Origin of the sequence: Bowmanella sp. JS7-9, from assembly GCF_004329715.1 — a bacterium.
In the GTDB taxonomy this organism is placed as follows: domain Bacteria; phylum Pseudomonadota; class Gammaproteobacteria; order Enterobacterales; family Alteromonadaceae; genus Pseudobowmanella; species Pseudobowmanella zhangzhouensis.
Genome location: NZ_JXSY01000003.1, coordinates 49,414 through 66,233, shown reverse-complemented (window position 1 = coordinate 66,233; position 16,820 = coordinate 49,414). Strand labels below are relative to the sequence as shown.

Here is a 16,820-nt window from a genome sequence, read left to right as displayed (position 1 = left end):
TAGTGTATTTATCTGATTCAGGACATCCGATTATGGAAGAGCCCCACATTACTGCAGATTTCACCGATGAATTGTTACGTTTACGTGTGCGGATCAATGCGATGTTTGAGTATGCTTTTCGCTATGGTATTTCCGTTGAGCCAGAATTGGCCGAGCAATATTTCCAAAGTGAGCACATCGATAACGCCAGCCTGACTAAAATTTATAATTACCTGATTGATGTGGTGAAACCGGCCCATCCCAGATACATATTGCAGGTCTATACCCACCGCCATGATCACTTTATTTTTCGACTGTTCGGTAATATTCCGTTTGTCCGGGCATTAAATTTTGCCACCTTAATGTCGCTGGTATTGCTAATTGGATTGAGTTTAACCAGCTTTATTACCACTGACAGCCGCTATTCCTTTGTGGACGGCAGTTGGCAGGAATTACTTGCCGAGGAGTTGTTTATACTCTCTGCTGCCGCAGTCGGCGCCGGGATAGCAGCACTGACCGAAGCCAATCGCTACTTAAAAGATTCGTCGTGGGATGATCGCTATCATACCTGCTATGCCACCCGTTATTTTTTAGGGATCGTGTCGGGATTCGTCCTTGCCATGATGCTGCCTATTGAGGACTGGTTTACCGAGCCGGAATTGAAAAAATTTGGTGGCATGCTCTATCCCACTATTGCGTTGTTATGTGGCTACAGCGGTAATCTGGTGCAAAGTATTCTTAATCGTCTGGTGGTTTCAGTTGAGACGGTATTCCGCGGCTCGGTAGAAGAGCAGCGGCAGTTTTTACAGGAGCAGGTCAGTACAGAAAGTGAAAAGAAACGCCTGGCTGAAAAGCTGGAGTTACTTAATCAGCTGCAAAGCATCACTGCCGATAAAAAGCTGGATGCCGAGGGCATACAAAAACGTCTGACAGAATTGTATGCCTCGTTGACACGAAACAAAGGTTAGAACCTGGAACGAAACATAAAAAACACCGCACCAACCAGACAAAGCCCAGCCCATAAATAATCCAGCTTTAGCGGCTCTTTGAGATACATAACACTAAAAGGAACAAATACACTGAGCGTGATAACCTCCTGAATTATTTTAAGTTCGCCGACACTCAACTGGCTATAACCAATGCGATTGGCCGGCACTTGTAATAAATATTCAAACAGGGCAATCCCCCAACTTACCAATGCGGCCACAATCCAGGGTTTATGGTTTAACTCTTTTAAATGGGCGTACCAGGCAAACGTCATAAACACATTACTTAAAACCAGTAATCCAATCGAAATGACAACAGGCGGCAACGGCCACATAAATTAAAGACTCCGGAATAAATTGTTTTCGACTACCCGCAGTGCCAGGCAATCGCTTTGTTTGTTAATCACCATTGAAGTATCCACTCGTGTGCCGGCACCTGCATACCGACCTGCCGCAGTGAAGGTGCAAAGCTGGACATAGACATTATTGACATAGGGCAGGGGGAACAGTGCCTGCACCACTTGCTCCTGACTGTCGAAGCGACCGCCTGTACTGACTAATTCATTTTGTTGCTGATCAAATAACGCGATATTTGCGCCGCAGCGCCCAACAATGGGTTTTGTAACATACCCGCTGTGGCGCAGTTCCTCGGTTATTTCATATTCGGTACGCAGTAATAACGGATGGTCCGGATATAAATCCCACAGCACAGGTAATATCGCCTTATTGCTTGGGATCAATGACCACAAAGGCTCATACACCATGATATCTGGATGAAACAACACATCTGCGAGCGATACCCTGCCAGGCTCGGTTATATGTTCACCGGCCAATTCTGCGCGCAGTTGGTCTAACGCCGTTTCCCACGCCCAGGTTTTCCATACCCATCTCACCTGATCGCCATACTCATCCCGTATTTGCCCGTTATCATCGAAACTGAGCCCGTCAGTTTTAATCACGATTCGGGTATTTATCCCCGCAGAACGAATAATGTCCTGCATATACAGGGCGTGGTAAGCCTCTTCATCATCGTCATCTCGCAGAATGTGCACCAGATGATGGGCGCAACAACTTTTCCAGGTTTTGACTAGCGCTGCAGACAACTGTTCACCTGCGTCGCGGCCGTCTGGCACATGATAATGGCGGCTCCATTTGCCCTGAATTTTACCTGTCTCCATATAGCACGAGGCAGAGTCACAATTGTATTCGTATACCTTTAGCCCAGCTGTCGTTAAGGCAAAATCAAAACGACTGGTGATGAGCTCACTCAATCGGTTATCCCAGGACTTTTGAATACGTGGCACGATCTCATCTGGAAACTGAAAACGTGCCAATAACTCAGGATGCTGGAGTACATGGTGGGTAGCATGCATAAACATCGCATGTAATTCATTGGTGGCATGGCTTAGCAGGGATTCCGTGCAACGGGAAATACAAAAATAGGTGGATGCAAGCGTAGGATCGAGGCTCAACGCCTGTGCCCCCATGGCATGTAGATAAGCCTGCTCGTCATCATTGGCGATGTTTAGCCAACCGGACTGCCGGGAGGTGTCAGTGTCAGCCTGACGTGCTTTGAGCTCAAGTAAGGCCGGTTCGGTGCTGTCAACGCTCTGACCACAACCACTGTGAGGGGCGGGGATCATCCAGCCAAGAATTTCCGCATCACCGAATGAGCATTGCACCCAGTACTGGCCGTGCGCATCCACCCGTGCACGTAGTTCCCGCGAGTAGTCACAACCGGCGGGCCAACGCTGATGATCGACGTTTTGTTCGGCCACACGCAGATAATTATCGGTGACCTCGGTAATGATAGCGACATGGCCGGTGCGTTCAAATTCACCGCCTTCAGCCCAGATCAGCATGCCTCCATACTCAGGACGACGTTCGCTACCATTCTCACAGGCGGTTAGAGTGCGTTTCTCACCACTTTCCACATGGGTGACGTGGCGCAAATTGAATATTTCATACGCCATACCGACGTCATCAAAAATGCAGCCGGTATTGAGATATAACCATCGGCGGGCAAATTCAACGCACTGCCATTTGTAGCCAATGTACAAGCCATCCAGTTGATGACGAAAGGCCTGCCGGTTTGGATATTGAGACTCATCGACTGAGTCATAATCAGACGAATAAGCTGGCACGCCACCGGGGGCAATGCCGAGTAAACCACCAAAAGGAACAGGATCGCTGCGCATGATGACTCAACAAAAATTTTTCGCTCAACATAGATGAAGGTAAACTAGCTGGCAATGTGCGCCGCAAAAAATAATACCGGCGCGAGTAACTGGTCAGGAACCGAAACAAAATTCATGAATAAGCGCCTTAATAAATACATCAGCGACACTGGTTTATGCTCACGCCGTGAAGCTGACAAACTTATCGAACAACAGCGTGTCACCATCAATGATAAATTGCCTGAACTGGGCACCCAGGTTGGCCCGGGAGACAAAGTGCGGGTTGACGGCAAATTGATAGGGGCTGTTGCGGCGGATAAGTCAGACCGTATTTATATCGCTTACAACAAGCCCATCGGAATTACCTGCACTACCGAGCGTCACATTAAAGGCAATATCATTGATGCAATTGGGCATAAAGAGCGGATTTTCCCGATTGGTCGGCTGGATAAACCGTCCGAAGGCTTGATCCTGCTGACCAGCGATGGCGATATCGTGAACAAAATTCTGCGTGCCGAGAACGCCCACGACAAAGAATACGAGGTCACGGTCAACCAACCGGTCAGTGACAGATTTATTCAGCGCATGAGTAAAGGCGTACCGATTCTGCGTACCGTTACCAAGCCCTGTGTGGTGCGTGCCACCGGCAAGTTTACGTTTACCATCATTTTGACCGAAGGTATGAACCGCCAGATCCGTCGTATGTGTGAGTTTTTAGGGTATGAAGTCACCAAGCTCAAACGCGTGCGCATCATGCATTTGGATTTGGGTAAATTGCGCCCCGGGCAGTGGCGTAACCTCACAGAACAAGAGCTGAATCAGTTAAATAATGCCGTAAAAGGCTCTAGTAAAACGGCACAAGCACCAACCCCTCAAAAAACACCTGCAAAGCCTGAAAAATCACTCTGGTCAGCGCAAAACAAGCGACCAAGGTTCGAACGCAAAAATAAACCTGTGTAACTGCGTGTGCGCTGCGCCTAATCAGAAATTTGCGCACATTACGGTTATTTTACGTGCAGTTGTTCTTGTAACCAGAGTAACAATTCGTCTTCATCTGGTTTGATTCGAATTTCCAATGTCAGCGCGGCCGGGCGATAGGGTTTACCTGCATGTACGAAGAAACTGCGCTCGACAATTGCAACCGCCAGACAACCCGCCTGCTGGAATGCCAGATAGCCATTCATCATAGGTTCAACGGCATCGAACGTGACCGCGGCCGACGGCTCGGGACGTTGAAACAATACCCAGCGGGGTAAGTGTTGGGTTAATGCCAGCACATCGCGGATCAGCGCCTCAACACCCGCCAAATTAAAACTACCTGCATAATCACACACGACCATTTGGCCCTGTAATGCCAGTGTGTAAGTGCCATGGGGGATTTTGTTGACCATTAAACCGCTACTTCACGATGCCCTGTCTGGATTGAGTATAGAGTGTAAATTTCACTTTATTGTTGTCCTAAGCTATTACAATCTGTAGGTATTTCTCACCAATAACCCCATGCCTCCCCATGACTGATCTCCTTCTTATCGCCTGGATATTTCTAATCGCCGGGATTGTCGCGGTACCTATTGCTGCAAAATTTTCGCTGGGTTCCGTGCTTGGTTATCTTCTCGCGGGGATCGTCATTAGCCCGGTACTGTCGTATTTCAATGTGGATGTGGTGTCGATTCAGCATTTTGCCGAGTTTGGTGTTGTGATGATGCTGTTTATCGTCGGCCTGGAGTTGGAGCCCAAAGCGCTGTGGTCGATGCGTACCCAATTGCTGGGGCTTGGTGGGGGGCAAGTTATTCTTACCACTGCTGTCATCATGGCCAGCATCATGATGTTAGGTTACGCATGGCAATATGCGTTAACGATAGGCCTGATATTTTCTCTGTCATCAACGGCGATTGTTCTGCAAACACTGCAGGAAAATGGCCTAATGAAGTGCGACGGTGGCCAGGCTTCGTTTTCAGTGTTGTTAACGCAGGATATCGCCGTTATTCCCATGCTCGCGTTGTTACCGTTATTGGCGATGCCAGAGCTGGGGGATGTGGGGCAAATTACCACACAGACAGCAGAGCATGCTTCCGGATTGAGCCTGGTGCAAGGACTGGCAAGCTGGCAGGCGGCATTGGTAACGCTGGCTGCCATTGCATTAGTGGTGGTAGGGGGGCATTACCTGACGGCGCCAATATTCCGCTTTGTCGCACTGGCCCGGCTCAGAGAATTGTTTACCGCTACCGCACTGTTGTTTGTTATTGGCATTGCGCTGACGATGTCGCTGGTCGGTTTGTCTCCGGCATTGGGAACATTTTTAGCCGGCGTGGTGTTAGCCAGCTCCCCTTATAAACACGAACTCGAAAGCAATATCGATCCGTTTAAAGGCCTGTTACTCGGTTTGTTTTTCATTACCGTTGGCGCCGGTATTAACTTTGCACTTTTGTCGAGCAGAATCGCAGATGTTCTCCTACTCACCTTATGCCTGATATGCATCAAAATTGCGGTATTGGCCGCCCTTGGGCGCTTTTTTGGTTTGCAAGGGTCGCAAAGATGGCTATTGGCAATGGGGCTGGCGCAGGCGGGGGAGTTTGGTTTTGTGCTGCTGTCTTTTGCGGTTGCCAGCCATGTATTACCCCAGGAGTTGGCCGACTTGGCGCTACTGGTCGTGACCCTTTCTATGCTGCTCTCGCCGCTTCTGTTTATTATGTATCAGAAAATCGTAGCGCCCAAATATGTCACTCCTACCAGCACGAGAGAAGAATCCTTCCCCCAGGAGCGCAAAGTTATTATCGCAGGCGCTGGCAGAGTAGGTGGCTTAGTCGACCGGATTCTCAACGCTGGCGGCATTAAAGCCACGGTAATTGATTATAACTACAAGCAGCTAGATGCCATGCAGTCCATTGGAGTTAAACACTACTTTGGCGATGCTACCCGCCCGGATCTGTTAATCGCAGCAGGAATCGAAGAGGCAAGTTTGCTGATTGTTGCGTTAGACGAACAAGAGCAAATCACTAAGTTAGTTCGCTACGCCATGCAAACCTATCCTCACCTACATGTTATCGCCAGAGCGGTGCACCGCCACCATGTATATGAACTCTATGCTTATGGCTGTCGCGACATCATCAGGGAAACCTATGACAGCACATTGCGTATCGGGCGATCAGCATTTGAGGCACTGGGCATTGAACGTGAAAAGGCAGAGCAGATGGTAAAAATTTTTGCTGACTACGATAAGGAATTATTGCGCTCACTGGCCGATGTATACGAAATCGGCGTGCCGTTTGAGCAAAACAAGGCATACGTGGAATGCGTCAAACGTCTGATCGGTGAAAAGGAGCCAGAAATCATCAAAGCAATTCAGGCGGTCAGAGAACGTCCCAGAGAGTAGCCAGCTTAATTAAAAACCTGTGTTAGCGAATAAACACAGGATTGCGCACCAATCGCGTCAATAACTGTTAATATTGCCGGCAACCTTGCATAACGACCTTCTTTTTCACACTCCCCGTCGTTAGCACAGCCTATTAACCGGAAACAGCATGGCACTCAAAGCGACCATTTTTAAAGCGGACATATCCATCAGCGATATGGATCGCAATTATTACAACGACCATAACCTGACCATTGCGCGCCACCCATCGGAAACCGACGAACGCATGATGCTGCGCATTATTGCGTTTATCGCTAACGCCCATGAGCGATTACAGTTTACCAAAGGCTTATCCGATGATGACGTTCCGGATATCTGGCAAAAAAGCTTCAGTGATGAAATAGAGCTGTGGATTGAGCTGGGCCAACCATCTGAGCAACGGATTAAAAAAGGCTGCAATCAAAGCCAGCAAATGATGATTTATGCCTACGCCAATAACAGCTTTAATGTGTGGTGGAAAAAAGAACAGAGTAAGTTACAAAGCAGAAGAAATCTGGCCGTTTTCACCATTTCTGAAGATTTGGTCGTGCCGCTGGAAAAGGCCGTGCAGCGCTCTATGCAAATTCAGGTAACGATTCAGGATGGCCAAATGTGGCTGACCATTGAAGGTGCAGCAACCACCGAAAGTCTGGAAATAGCCATCGAGAGGCATATGTAATGAAAAAGCTCTCCAGCGTGCAGCAAAAACAACAAGCGCTAGTTCTGAGCATTGCGGATCAGTTAGAAGAGCAGGGGCGTGAAGAACTTCCCGGCATGGTGCAATGTTGGTTCGAGGTTGAATACCACCAGTTTCCCGGCTCACTGTTACTGCGCTTTCAATTTGAAAACGAAGAAATGCTCAATGCGGCCGCGCCGGAATTGAAAAAATGGCAAAAACGCCTGAGCACAGCCTTGCTAAAAAAAGGTGTGATTTTAAAAGATATGCGCCGCCATTTTATCTTTACCCTGGAAGCGCCCGAAGTGTGACACATGAGCTTTAGCGGATTTTTTATACTTCCTGGTGTTCGCTAAATGACCAATGAAAGCGACTGAAAATCAATAAAAAGTTATTTGCCATACAAAGACTCTACTCTATTATGAATTTCATAAACAACCATCGTTTAGCAAACCATTATGTTTAAAAAAGTGGCAGGAATATTCGTTGCACTCCTTACAACAAGCGTACAAGCAGAACTCGATTGGACCGCATGCACCATTCCTAAATTTGTAAATGGTGAGCGCATTTCATTAAGGGATTTTGTTTTTGACTTTAAAAAGAAAACTATTTTTGAGGATAATACGCTGATTAAAGAAGACAAAGTTTTAGAAGAATACGAATATGATATTAAACACATTGATGAGTTTGCTGATGGACGGGGATACATTAACTTGCGCGGCGAGTTTAAAACGGGCGTAAATAAGGTGGTAATCTTAGCGACGATTCTTAACTTTGGCAGTTATTCAGTTACCAAGATGAAAATAGAGGAATACGGACGCCTAATTTCAGTTGATAGTTTCATGTGTGATCCCAGCTATTAAATATTGGCTCAGATATGGCTTCAGTGATTATTTTGTTTTTAACCGCATTGACCACAGCGGCCCTCGCGCAAGACCAAGCAAGCTTACCTTTGGATTGTCATCCAGTCCCTAACGCCACGCACTCCCTTTGTCTGGCGGAAACTCAGGGCTTTGCAGACATGTACAACGACCTGTTGGTGTTTGTACGCACTGAAGACAATCGCACTCGTTTTGTTACCAATATGCAGAGTACCTTGGTCGGCCAAACTTGGTTTTGGGGCTTTTCAGGCGCTGGACGCTACGCGGTATTTGCCACATCCGAAGAGGGGCATGCCACGTTTAGCGTTTATGACAGTACCGGGCTATTGCAAAACTTACCGGATGTCCGCAGCGCATTTAATTTCGGTGACTATTATCTGCCGGAACTGTTGGCCTTGGATGATGATGGCAACGCATTTTTCTTACACCTGCAATCTAAAGATGATGTAAAGGATATGACCTGTCTGAACAATACAGAACCGCTTTCGGCACAGCATATTGATGACAATGCATGTGTGGTAAAAGTGAACTTAGCTACAAATAAAAATTTATAGTTGCGCGACAAAATGACAATGACACGCAGCAAGAGCCATACGATGGCGCTTAGTTCGAGAAAATCTCACGTAGACAGAAAATCTCGTTTTGTTTGACAATCTACACACAACCAACCTCATTACTCATCCCACAACACTTAACTGCGTATAATGTATATTATGTTAAATGATAAATGTATTTGGAAAGACTAGCTTTCCCAGGTTTGCATAAACTCCTCCATCGCGCTTTGCATGTCTGCGTTCTCACGCTTTTTGGCCGGCTGTGTTTTGCAATCATTCCAGCCGGCTTTGTATGCTACTTCCTGCTGCAGTTTGATAAACGTGATTAAGTTGCCCTGTTGCTCGGTGCGTAGTTTTATAAGTTTTGGGAGTTCTTTCTGACTTAATGCAGTTGGCATATTTTGTATCTGCAACTTCGCAGTCTGTAAATCTTCTTCCGGGCTTAACAGGTATTCCAGCACCAAATCGTAGCTGTCTTCATGTAAGCCCGCATGTTCAGCAAATCGTTTTAATTTCGCTAACGTGGCTTGTTCTATTGTGATAAAGGTTTGATGTGACTGGCTGCGCTGTTTGAATTTTCTGAATCTGGCACTCAGCCTTTTTAATCCATGCGGCGTCAAAAACTGACCAAGCTGCGCCATATCGGTTTTACGACAATCACCCGATAATATTGGAAATGCCTGGGTGGGATCAGCAATATCCTGTTGTTTGATTTCGCCGGGTATAAGATACCCATCTATAAATGCACGCCACAGCGCTTTATCTTTGTTATTTGTCTGCGTCATTGTATTGGTATTTAAATATTATTAAAGTGTGACGTGTCACACTTTAATAACTGTTCGATGCCGACGTCAATCCTGCTGTGCTATCCAGTTTTCAATTTGCGGTTTTAGGCACTGTTCTACCAACTTACGGAAACCATCACTGTTGGGATGAATTTCATCATGCCAGTTATCGATGTCATCCTGCCATTGCTGCAGTTCCGGTAAAACGCCCTGCGTATCAAACAAATGAAAATTAGCGTACTGCTGCGTGAGCTCGAGCATCTTGCTGCGAAATTCACCTAGCAAGATTTTCATAATCTTGCGCTGCATGGCAGGCTCAGTAATTCCTTTACCATTCATCGCGGGCCATACCCAGGGTCCAGCAACTTTAACGATGACTGCCAGAGTCGCTTTATTGCGTGGATAGATAAAATCATAGCAATGCGTGGCAACTTTTAAATCAGGATTAGCGCTTTGGCAGTAATCCAACACAATGCGATATTGGTCTACCAACAACTGCATAATTTCGTTACACACACCTTGATTAATATAGGCGTTGGGCTCATTACCACTGGCCGATTTCAACAGGCGTTCGATGTTGGTCTGCCCATCCACTTTTTTCAGTAATATGTCATTGCCGCCGGCACTTAAAATCAATAAATCGAATTTATAATTACGATTACCAATGGCTTTTTTTAACCGGCGCCATTGTGGCCCTTGAATCAGTTCATCCATTAAATCACCGGAATGACTGATATTGCATAAATTGATTTTATCTTTCAGCGCTAAGGCCAATGACCAGCCAAGATTTGACGTGAAAACCGGAATATCTGCCCAGCTATCGCCTTCAAGTAAAATGTTGTAACCCTTGGGGTTTTGCCATTGATTCGTGGTGTAGGCTGGTAATGTGCGGGCGTAGCTCATTGTGCTTCCTTGCTGGAATGTAGATTATTATCAGCCTAGTTGACAACGAGTACGCATGCTGAGAATTTGGGCTCTTTTATGCCAGATTTTTAATCATCCAGTTCGATAGTCAGTTCATAGCCTGAATACTTACGCATATTTATCACGCGGTCGCCATCTAGCAGCCAGTACTGGCCTTTTATACCCAGTAAAGTGCCACTGAACTGTCCGTCTTTGTCCAGATTGATTGACTTGATTTTATCCGGATACTGCAAGACCGGATAAGCAATGTCATGCACGGTGTCTTCTACCATTTGCACCGCCTGCAGGCCTTTCTGCTGTTGCAACGTTGCTAATTCCGGTGCGATTTTGTCCAGCAACTGTTGTTTCAGCGCAATTAAATCCTGACCGTCGGGCTGGCCTTTCAACATTGTGCGCCAGTTAGTTTTATCCGCGATAAACGCTTTACACAGGGTTTCCACCTCGCCGCTGAGTAACCTGTCAGCGACCCGTAACATTACAATCGCCTGACTGGCGCCCTGATCAATCCAGCGACTGGAGATACCCTCGCCCACATGACGGGTAATGCCCACCTTGACGTCCCCGGTATTGGCAATATAAACGAAATGGTCAGTCAGACAGTGTTCTTCACCCCATGCAGGTTCGCGGCACGTTCCCTGAAAATAGTGGCAAAGTTCTGGTTTTATGATGCAAGAATCACATTGCGCTAAAGTACTCATACAAGGGAAGCAATACCCCTGGCTAAAGCTCTTTTTGGTTTTACGTCCGCAATGCACACAATGAATATTGCCGCTGTGACTGACATTGATTGTATGCCCGATAAGTGGGTTCATGTGCACCTGTTGCTCACCGATGGGCAGCACATAATTAACCTTGCCAGTGGGGTCGGCGCTGACGCGCATTTTTCTGATATTTCCGCTAAACGAAGACACATTATATCCGTTTTTAATCTCTGATTAGCCTAATGGTGCAGTAAGCGGCACAAGGTTTCAATCGCCAATACTGGACAGGTACCCTGCTTTCGTTATACATTCCCGCGTCCATAAAATTTACTGCCGATTCCGATTAACAATAAATGGCAGAAAAAGGACACTGTGTGACAAAACACGAGATCATTCAAAAGCTTAAAGCTACCTTACAGCATTCCTACTCTACCTATTCCAACGTGCAGGTCGCCGCTGCTATCGAGTACGAACTCGACGGTAAATCGGTGTTTGAATTTGGCGTCAACGTTGAAAACGCTTCCTATGGGCTGACAAATTGCGCCGAGCGCACCGCCATTTATGCGGCCGTGACGAAAGGTATGCGCGGTATTAAACGGGTCTACATCATTTCCAATCTTGCAGAGCCGATCATGCCCTGCGGTGCATGCCGTCAGGTATTGATGGAATTCAGTCAGGCTGACACACCTGTCACCTGCTTTAGCGCCGACGGTGAGCGCGACATAGCGTTAACCATGGGCGAATTGCTGCCCCATCACTTTAGCCTTTGACGTCGTCCAGTAAGGCCTGGTGAATCAGTTGCCAGGCCTCTTCGGCACTCTCTACAAAACGAAACGTTTGCATATCCTCTGCGCTGATCATTCCCTCTTCGACCAGTAAATCGAAATTAATCAGGCTACGCCAGTATTGCTGATTAAACAGTAGGATCGGGAATTTTTGAATTTTACCGGTTTGCACTAACGTCAACGTCTCAAACAACTCATCCAACGTGCCAAAGCCACCCGGAAATACCACTAAAGCGCGTGCTCTTAACAAAAAGTGCATTTTTCGCATCGCGAAATAATGGAAACGGAAACACAGTTCCGGGCTGATATAAGGATTTGGATGCTGCTCGTGCGGCAATATGATATTCAGGCCAATGGATTTGCCGCCGGCTTCGAATGCCCCGCGATTGGCAGCTTCCATAATGCCCGGGCCACCACCTGTCGTAATACACACATCGGCATAATCAGCGCGGTGTGACTGTTCAGTGATTAAACGGGCCAATAGCCTGGCATGCTGATAATAATCACTGCGTTTTACGGCCTGTTTGGCTAATGCATGTTGCTTTTTTAGTGCATCGCATTGAGGCTGTTTCTGCATGGCAGCTTCAACTTGCTCTAGCTCCGCGGTGGCCTGCTCAGGGCTAAGGGTTCTGGCGCTACCAAAAATCACCACCGTTTGCTGAATATCGTTGTCCTGCAAAGTGAGTTCAGTTTTAGATAATTCCATCAGCAAGCGAACCGGACGCATTTCATCGCGCAGGACAAAATCCAAATCGTCATAGGCTAATCGATAGGCGCTGCTGCGACTTTGCTCAGTAGCATCCGGATCAAGTCTGGCGTGGGCTAAGTCTTCACTGGCGTTATGAAACTGGTGACATTTAGGTTGTTGGGGTTTCAACACTGGCTTGTTCCTGTTGAGTAAGATCTGGCGCCTCTGCGACCTGCGCCGCACGTAATTTGGCGAAGTTAATTAGCTTATCCTTGAGGCGCTGTGAATAGGTTACAAAGTTAGTCAATGCACCCGCATCGGCACGCTCCGGGTTGGCCATTAATACCAACAGCGCGCGATTCACTTCATCCAGATGCTGTTGCAGCGCTTTACCTTCCTGTTTACTGTCAAAATCTGTGTGGCTATCGATAGACTTAGCCAGGTTATCAAACAGTTCCAGGGTGTGGCTGGATAACGCCCGAACATTAAGCAATATGTCGCTTTTAAGCTCAATGAAATGCTCCTGCATCACCTTCTTGGTATTGAAAAGGTCATTGATGCTGTCATGGATCTGGAACAGATAATCAAAGCGATTAATCAGGTGAATAAGCTGAGTAGAATCATTAGGATCATTGACCTGAACGGCTACCCGTGAAAAATAGCTCAGGTATTCCTTTTGCACGAAGTCGATGTACTGAATGCGCTTTTCTGCTGCATCAAAAATCCCCTGATAATTGGTTTCCAGGCTCAGGGTCACGCTGTTGTAGTTTTCCTGTAGAAAACTCAGCAACGCGGTTTCGTTGTTTAGTAGCGCGGCGCGAATATCGTCAAAGGTATGTTGCTCGTTGTAAACGGGTAACTCCAGGCGAACAAAGTCCATTTTACCCTCGCCCATTAGCCAGTCGACTAAACGGGTAAAAGGGTTAACAAAAGCAATAAACACCATACTGGTTGCCAGGTTAAATATCAGATGGATGGTTGCCAGTGCGATGGCGGCGTCACCATCATATTGGTTTAAGGCGTTACCAAACAGCAACAGCAGTGGGAAGAAGATTAATACCCCACCCACATTAAACAAGAAATGACTTAACGCCGTTTTTTTGGCGGCGATATCCATATTAAACACGGCAATAAAGGCAGTAGCAGTCGTGCCAATGTTGGCCCCCATTATCAGCGGTACCGCATTTTCCAACGACAACAACCCCTGTTGCGTAAAGACGATAGCCAGGCCGGTTGTCACCGAACTGGATTGCACAATGGCCGTAAACACACAGCCCACCAACAGAGCCAGCGCAGGATTTTGCGGTTGGGTTAACACCTCAACTAATTGCGGGTTATTTTGCAGCGGTGCCAGACTCGACGAGATCAGGTTCAAACTAAAAAACACAAAGCCAAAGTAAAAAATGGTTTTACCGAAGATTGCGAAGCGGTTGCGGCTCAGGGTCAGTAAAAAACCGATAATGATAAAAATAGGTGCAAAGTCCGTCAGTTTAAATGCCACCAATTGCGCGGTAATGGTTGTACCGATATTGGAGCCGAAAATAATCCCCACACTGTTTTGAAAGGACAAGACCCCTGCATTTACCAACGAGATAGTGATAACCGACGTGGCAGAACTGGACTGAATAAACATAGTCACCACGGCACCAATGACCAGCCCGATAATCGGCATTTTGGTGGCATGGCTCAGGGATTTACGAAAACGCTCACCGGAGATACGCTCGATTTCACGGCTAAAGTTTTCCAGACCAAACACAAACAGGATCACCGCCGTCATGCCTGCCATAATAATGTGCAAATTTTCCATCTGAATCCCCCGGATAGCCATCCGTATCGCGTTAGTGATGCCTGATGAAACTATCTGATTTTTATATTTTTTTTCAAAGTGTAGGATACGCTCAGGGATTCAGGCATGGCAATGAGGTAAATCAATAATGTGTGGCAGACTCAACGTTAGTGATGATCCTTTTGTGCGGGGGCTGTATCAGGCACTGGGGTTCGCGGAGGATATTCATTTTCTGCATAGCCGCTTTATTCGTGCTGCCGCCCCGGTCAGTATTGTACGCAGCGACAGACAGCATGGTCGCGTCCTGCAAACTGCATTGTGGTGGTTACTGCTGGATAAGACAGAACAAGGCTTCAAACCGGGTAAGTACACATCGTTCAACAGTCGTTACGATAAAATCACGCAACCAGGCTCAGCCAGTTACCTGCCTTTTAAGCAAAGCCGTTGTGTGTTTGTTGTAAGAGGCTTTGGGGAAACCCAGGTGATGCCGGATAAGCGCACTTTGTATCATGATTTTATTGGTGACCAATGTGGATTGTTGCTTGGCGGTGTATGCCGCAGCTGGCGACACCCGAATACAGGCGAAGAGCAGTGGTCCTGTAGCGTGATCACTTTACCGCCCCACCCTAAGCTCGCCCCCTACCACAGTAAGTCGATGCCATTGATTTTACCGCAGCAGGGAGACTGGCTGGAGGCCTGGTTGGATCCGACCCTGACCAACATTCAACCCTTATTACCCTTGCTAACGCCGGCTTTGGCGAATAACTTAACCGCAGTACCGATCGATAAGCCGGGCAGTTTTACCCCTGTAGGAGAACCCTTCAGCATACCGGCAGATGCTTGAGATAAATCACAGAGCATTTAAAAATACAACGTATAATCAATTAGTTGATTAGTTCTTAATAAGGAGTGGTAGTGGATTTTTTCTGGTTAGTCGTGACGTTCGCATTTGGCTTTATTGTCCGGCTGACAGGTCTGCCGCCCTTAATTGGTTTTCTGCTGGCCGGTTTTGGCCTGAACTTTCTCGGCGTTGACGCCCCCGCGTTTTTAAACGTGCTAGCAAATCTTGGCATTACCCTGATGTTGTTTACGATTGGGCTTAAATTGCACGTGCCAGACCTGTTAAAACGGGAAATCTGGTTGGGTGCCGTAGCCAATATGCTGTTATGGACAGTGGTATTTGTTGCGTTGATTTTAGTGCTGGGACTGACCGGCCTGGTGTATCTTGCGCAGATCAGCATGCCTACCGCGGCCCTACTGGGTTTCGCACTAAGTTTTAGTAGCACGGTATGCGTGGTGAAACTGTTAGAAGAAAGTGGAGAGACCAAAACACGCCATGGCAAACTGGCCATCGGTATGTTGATTATGCAGGACGTGGTCGCAGTGATTTTCCTGGTCATCGCGACGGGGAAAATCCCCTCTTTATGGGCGATTGGCTTATTTGCACTGTATTTTGCCCGTCCGCTATTAGGGCGTTTGCTGGAAATGGCCGGGCACGGTGAATTATTGCCCTTATCCGGCTTTTTTCTGGCATTGGGCAGTTACGAATTGTTTGAAGCCGTCGGCGTAAAAGGTGATTTAGGTGCGTTGATTGTTGGCATGTTGCTTAGTACCCACGGTAAAGCAACGGAGCTGACTAAATCCCTGATGTCATTTAAAGATCTATTCCTGATTGGTTTTTTCCTGTCTATTGGTTTTGTTGCGTTGCCAGATCAGCAAATGGTCATCACCGGGGCACTGGTGGCCTTGCTGTTACCTATTAAGTTCATCCTGTTTTTTGGTGTATTGGCGCTATTGCAATTGCGTGCGCGCACCGCGTTTTTGTCCGGCCTGGTGATGAGTAATTACAGTGAGTTTGGCTTAATCGTTGCCGCCCTGTGCGTCAGTTTGGGGATCCTCAGCAAGGAATGGCTGGTGATTACTGCGCTGGCGGTGTGTTTTTCCTTTATCGTTACCAGTGTGCTCTACCCGCAGGCCCACCGCCTGTTTACCCGTTACAAAGATCTGCTGCGCCGTTATGAAAGCGAACATCGTCTGCGTGAAGATGTGTTCCATCAACCGAAGGATGCCGAAGTATTAATCGTGGGCATCGGCCGGGTGGGTCGTGGTGCCTATGATGCATTAAGCGGCGCACTCGGTGGCAAAGTATGGGCCATGGATGCGGATCGGGACAGAATCATGAAACTGCGAAAGGCAGGCAAGTCGGTCATGTTGGGTGACGCGGAAGATGCCGAGTTTTGGGAATATATGGATCTCAGCCAGATAAAACTGGTGATGCTGGCCCTACCTTCGATTGGCGATATGGTGAATATTTACCAGCAACTGAAAAAGGCCGGTTTTACTGGCCAGGTGGTAGCTATCGCCCGTTATGAGGATGATCGTAAGCAATTATTGGATGCAGGCCTGAATAAAGTCTTTAACTTTTATACTGAGGCCGGCACCGGCTTTGCTGAAGAGAGCTTGCAACTACTGTTGACCCAGCGTCAGGGCAGTTTTTTCTGATCACA

At 47.3% G+C, this 16,820-nt stretch carries 18 protein-coding genes; 10 read left to right on the top strand and 8 right to left on the bottom strand.

Annotated elements, in window-relative coordinates:
- Positions 1-32: 32 nt before the first annotated feature.
- Positions 33-947, top strand: a complete 915-nt coding sequence (locus tag TK45_RS02245) for a hypothetical protein (RefSeq protein ID WP_131256998.1) — start codon at positions 33-35, stop codon at positions 945-947.
- On the opposite strand, the gene TK45_RS02240 is transcribed toward TK45_RS02245, so the two are convergent.
- Positions 944-1,291, bottom strand: coding sequence for a DMT family protein (locus tag TK45_RS02240; RefSeq protein WP_165490680.1), 348 nt, complete (start codon positions 1,289-1,291; stop codon positions 944-946). The genes TK45_RS02245 and TK45_RS02240 overlap by 4 nt on opposite strands.
- A 12-nt stretch (positions 1,292-1,303) precedes the next feature.
- Positions 1,304-3,163, bottom strand: coding sequence for a glutathionylspermidine synthase family protein (locus TK45_RS02235; protein ID WP_131256996.1), 1,860 nt, complete (start codon positions 3,161-3,163; stop codon positions 1,304-1,306).
- A gap of 114 nt (positions 3,164-3,277) precedes the next feature.
- Between TK45_RS02235 and rluF the strand changes: the two genes are divergently transcribed.
- A complete protein-coding gene (rluF, locus tag TK45_RS02230) occupies positions 3,278-4,102 on the top strand; it encodes a 23S rRNA pseudouridine(2604) synthase RluF (RefSeq protein WP_131256995.1) in 825 nt (274 codons plus the stop codon).
- Positions 4,103-4,146: 44 nt separating this feature from the next.
- On the opposite strand, the gene TK45_RS02225 is transcribed toward rluF, so the two are convergent.
- Positions 4,147-4,533: a hypothetical protein gene (locus TK45_RS02225; RefSeq protein ID WP_131256994.1), complete on the bottom strand. Its 387-nt coding sequence runs from the start codon at positions 4,531-4,533 to the stop codon at positions 4,147-4,149.
- A 119-nt stretch (positions 4,534-4,652) separates the two neighbouring features.
- On the opposite strand from TK45_RS02225, the gene TK45_RS02220 reads away from it, so the two are divergent.
- From TK45_RS02220 to TK45_RS02200, 5 genes are all read left to right on the top strand, one after another.
- Positions 4,653-6,515 (top strand): cation:proton antiporter, encoded by a 1,863-nt coding sequence (locus TK45_RS02220; protein ID WP_131256993.1) that lies wholly within the window; start codon positions 4,653-4,655, stop codon positions 6,513-6,515.
- A 148-nt stretch (positions 6,516-6,663) separates the two neighbouring features.
- Positions 6,664-7,212, top strand: a complete 549-nt coding sequence (locus tag TK45_RS02215; RefSeq protein ID WP_131256992.1) for a YaeQ family protein — start codon at positions 6,664-6,666, stop codon at positions 7,210-7,212.
- On the top strand, positions 7,212-7,520 hold the full coding sequence (locus TK45_RS02210; RefSeq protein ID WP_131256991.1) for a hypothetical protein: 309 nt from the start codon (positions 7,212-7,214) through the stop codon (positions 7,518-7,520). The genes TK45_RS02215 and TK45_RS02210 overlap by 1 nt, the downstream gene beginning before the upstream one ends.
- A gap of 147 nt (positions 7,521-7,667) precedes the next feature.
- The gene (locus tag TK45_RS02205) at positions 7,668-8,072 is read left to right on the top strand and encodes a hypothetical protein (protein ID WP_131256990.1); all 405 of its coding nucleotides are present in this window, start codon (positions 7,668-7,670) and stop codon (positions 8,070-8,072) included.
- Between the two features lie 14 nt (positions 8,073-8,086).
- Positions 8,087-8,644, top strand: coding sequence for a hypothetical protein (locus TK45_RS02200; protein WP_131256989.1), 558 nt, complete (start codon positions 8,087-8,089; stop codon positions 8,642-8,644).
- Positions 8,645-8,832: 188 nt separating this feature from the next.
- Here the strand turns inward: TK45_RS02200 and TK45_RS02195 are convergent, their stop codons facing one another.
- The 3 genes from TK45_RS02195 to TK45_RS02185 form a co-directional block, all read right to left on the bottom strand.
- A complete protein-coding gene (locus TK45_RS02195) occupies positions 8,833-9,429 on the bottom strand; it encodes a hypothetical protein (protein ID WP_131256988.1) in 597 nt (198 codons plus the stop codon).
- A 66-nt stretch (positions 9,430-9,495) separates the two neighbouring features.
- On the bottom strand, positions 9,496-10,332 hold the full coding sequence (locus tag TK45_RS02190) for an SGNH/GDSL hydrolase family protein (RefSeq protein WP_131256987.1): 837 nt from the start codon (positions 10,330-10,332) through the stop codon (positions 9,496-9,498).
- 89 nt (positions 10,333-10,421) lie between these two features.
- Positions 10,422-11,234: a DUF2797 domain-containing protein gene (locus tag TK45_RS02185; protein WP_254426518.1), complete on the bottom strand. Its 813-nt coding sequence runs from the start codon at positions 11,232-11,234 to the stop codon at positions 10,422-10,424.
- Positions 11,235-11,428: 194 nt separating this feature from the next.
- Here TK45_RS02185 and cdd point away from each other — a divergent pair, with 194 nt between their 5' ends.
- Positions 11,429-11,824 carry a cytidine deaminase gene (gene cdd, locus TK45_RS02180; protein ID WP_217350798.1) on the top strand — a complete coding sequence of 132 codons (396 nt, stop codon included), beginning with the start codon at positions 11,429-11,431 and terminating at the stop codon, positions 11,822-11,824.
- Here the strand turns inward: cdd and TK45_RS02175 are convergent.
- Both TK45_RS02175 and TK45_RS02170 read right to left on the bottom strand, forming a co-directional pair.
- Complete coding sequence (locus TK45_RS02175; protein ID WP_254426517.1) at positions 11,814-12,719, bottom strand: TIGR00730 family Rossman fold protein; 906 nt, start codon at positions 12,717-12,719, stop codon at positions 11,814-11,816. The genes cdd and TK45_RS02175 overlap by 11 nt on opposite strands.
- Positions 12,697-14,334: a Na/Pi cotransporter family protein gene (locus tag TK45_RS02170; protein WP_131256984.1), complete on the bottom strand. Its 1,638-nt coding sequence runs from the start codon at positions 14,332-14,334 to the stop codon at positions 12,697-12,699. The genes TK45_RS02175 and TK45_RS02170 overlap by 23 nt, the downstream gene beginning before the upstream one ends.
- A 127-nt stretch (positions 14,335-14,461) precedes the next feature.
- Between TK45_RS02170 and TK45_RS02165 the strand changes: the two genes are divergently transcribed.
- Entirely contained in the window at positions 14,462-15,157 is a 696-nt protein-coding gene (locus TK45_RS02165) for an SOS response-associated peptidase family protein (RefSeq protein WP_131256983.1), read from the top strand.
- Positions 15,158-15,228: 71 nt separating this feature from the next.
- Positions 15,229-16,815: a cation:proton antiporter family protein gene (locus TK45_RS02160; RefSeq protein WP_131256982.1), complete on the top strand. Its 1,587-nt coding sequence runs from the start codon at positions 15,229-15,231 to the stop codon at positions 16,813-16,815.
- The last annotated feature ends 5 nt before the right edge of the window (positions 16,816-16,820 follow it).

Excerpts from the sequence above, each read along its gene's own strand:
- TK45_RS02195 (WP_131256988.1), bottom strand. The coding sequence starts at position 9,429 with ATGACGCAGACAAATAACAAAGATAAAGCGCTGTGGCGTGCATTTATA.
- rluF (WP_131256995.1), top strand. The coding sequence starts at position 3,278 with ATGAATAAGCGCCTTAATAAATACATCAGCGACACTGGTTTATGCTCA.
- TK45_RS02190 (WP_131256987.1), bottom strand. The coding sequence starts at position 10,332 with ATGAGCTACGCCCGCACATTACCAGCCTACACCACGAATCAATGGCAA.
- TK45_RS02185 (WP_254426518.1), bottom strand. The coding sequence starts at position 11,234 with ATGCGCGTCAGCGCCGACCCCACTGGCAAGGTTAATTATGTGCTGCCC.
- TK45_RS02210 (WP_131256991.1), top strand. The coding sequence starts at position 7,212 with ATGAAAAAGCTCTCCAGCGTGCAGCAAAAACAACAAGCGCTAGTTCTG.
- TK45_RS02235 (WP_131256996.1), bottom strand. The coding sequence starts at position 3,163 with ATGCGCAGCGATCCTGTTCCTTTTGGTGGTTTACTCGGCATTGCCCCC.
- TK45_RS02165 (WP_131256983.1), top strand. The coding sequence starts at position 14,462 with ATGTGTGGCAGACTCAACGTTAGTGATGATCCTTTTGTGCGGGGGCTG.
- TK45_RS02205 (WP_131256990.1), top strand. The coding sequence starts at position 7,668 with ATGTTTAAAAAAGTGGCAGGAATATTCGTTGCACTCCTTACAACAAGC.
- TK45_RS02200 (WP_131256989.1), top strand. The coding sequence starts at position 8,087 with ATGGCTTCAGTGATTATTTTGTTTTTAACCGCATTGACCACAGCGGCC.
- TK45_RS02215 (WP_131256992.1), top strand. The coding sequence starts at position 6,664 with ATGGCACTCAAAGCGACCATTTTTAAAGCGGACATATCCATCAGCGAT.
- TK45_RS02245 (WP_131256998.1), top strand. The coding sequence starts at position 33 with ATGGAAGAGCCCCACATTACTGCAGATTTCACCGATGAATTGTTACGT.
- TK45_RS02225 (WP_131256994.1), bottom strand. The coding sequence starts at position 4,533 with ATGGTCAACAAAATCCCCCATGGCACTTACACACTGGCATTACAGGGC.
- TK45_RS02220 (WP_131256993.1), top strand. The coding sequence starts at position 4,653 with ATGACTGATCTCCTTCTTATCGCCTGGATATTTCTAATCGCCGGGATT.
- TK45_RS02170 (WP_131256984.1), bottom strand. The coding sequence starts at position 14,334 with ATGGAAAATTTGCACATTATTATGGCAGGCATGACGGCGGTGATCCTG.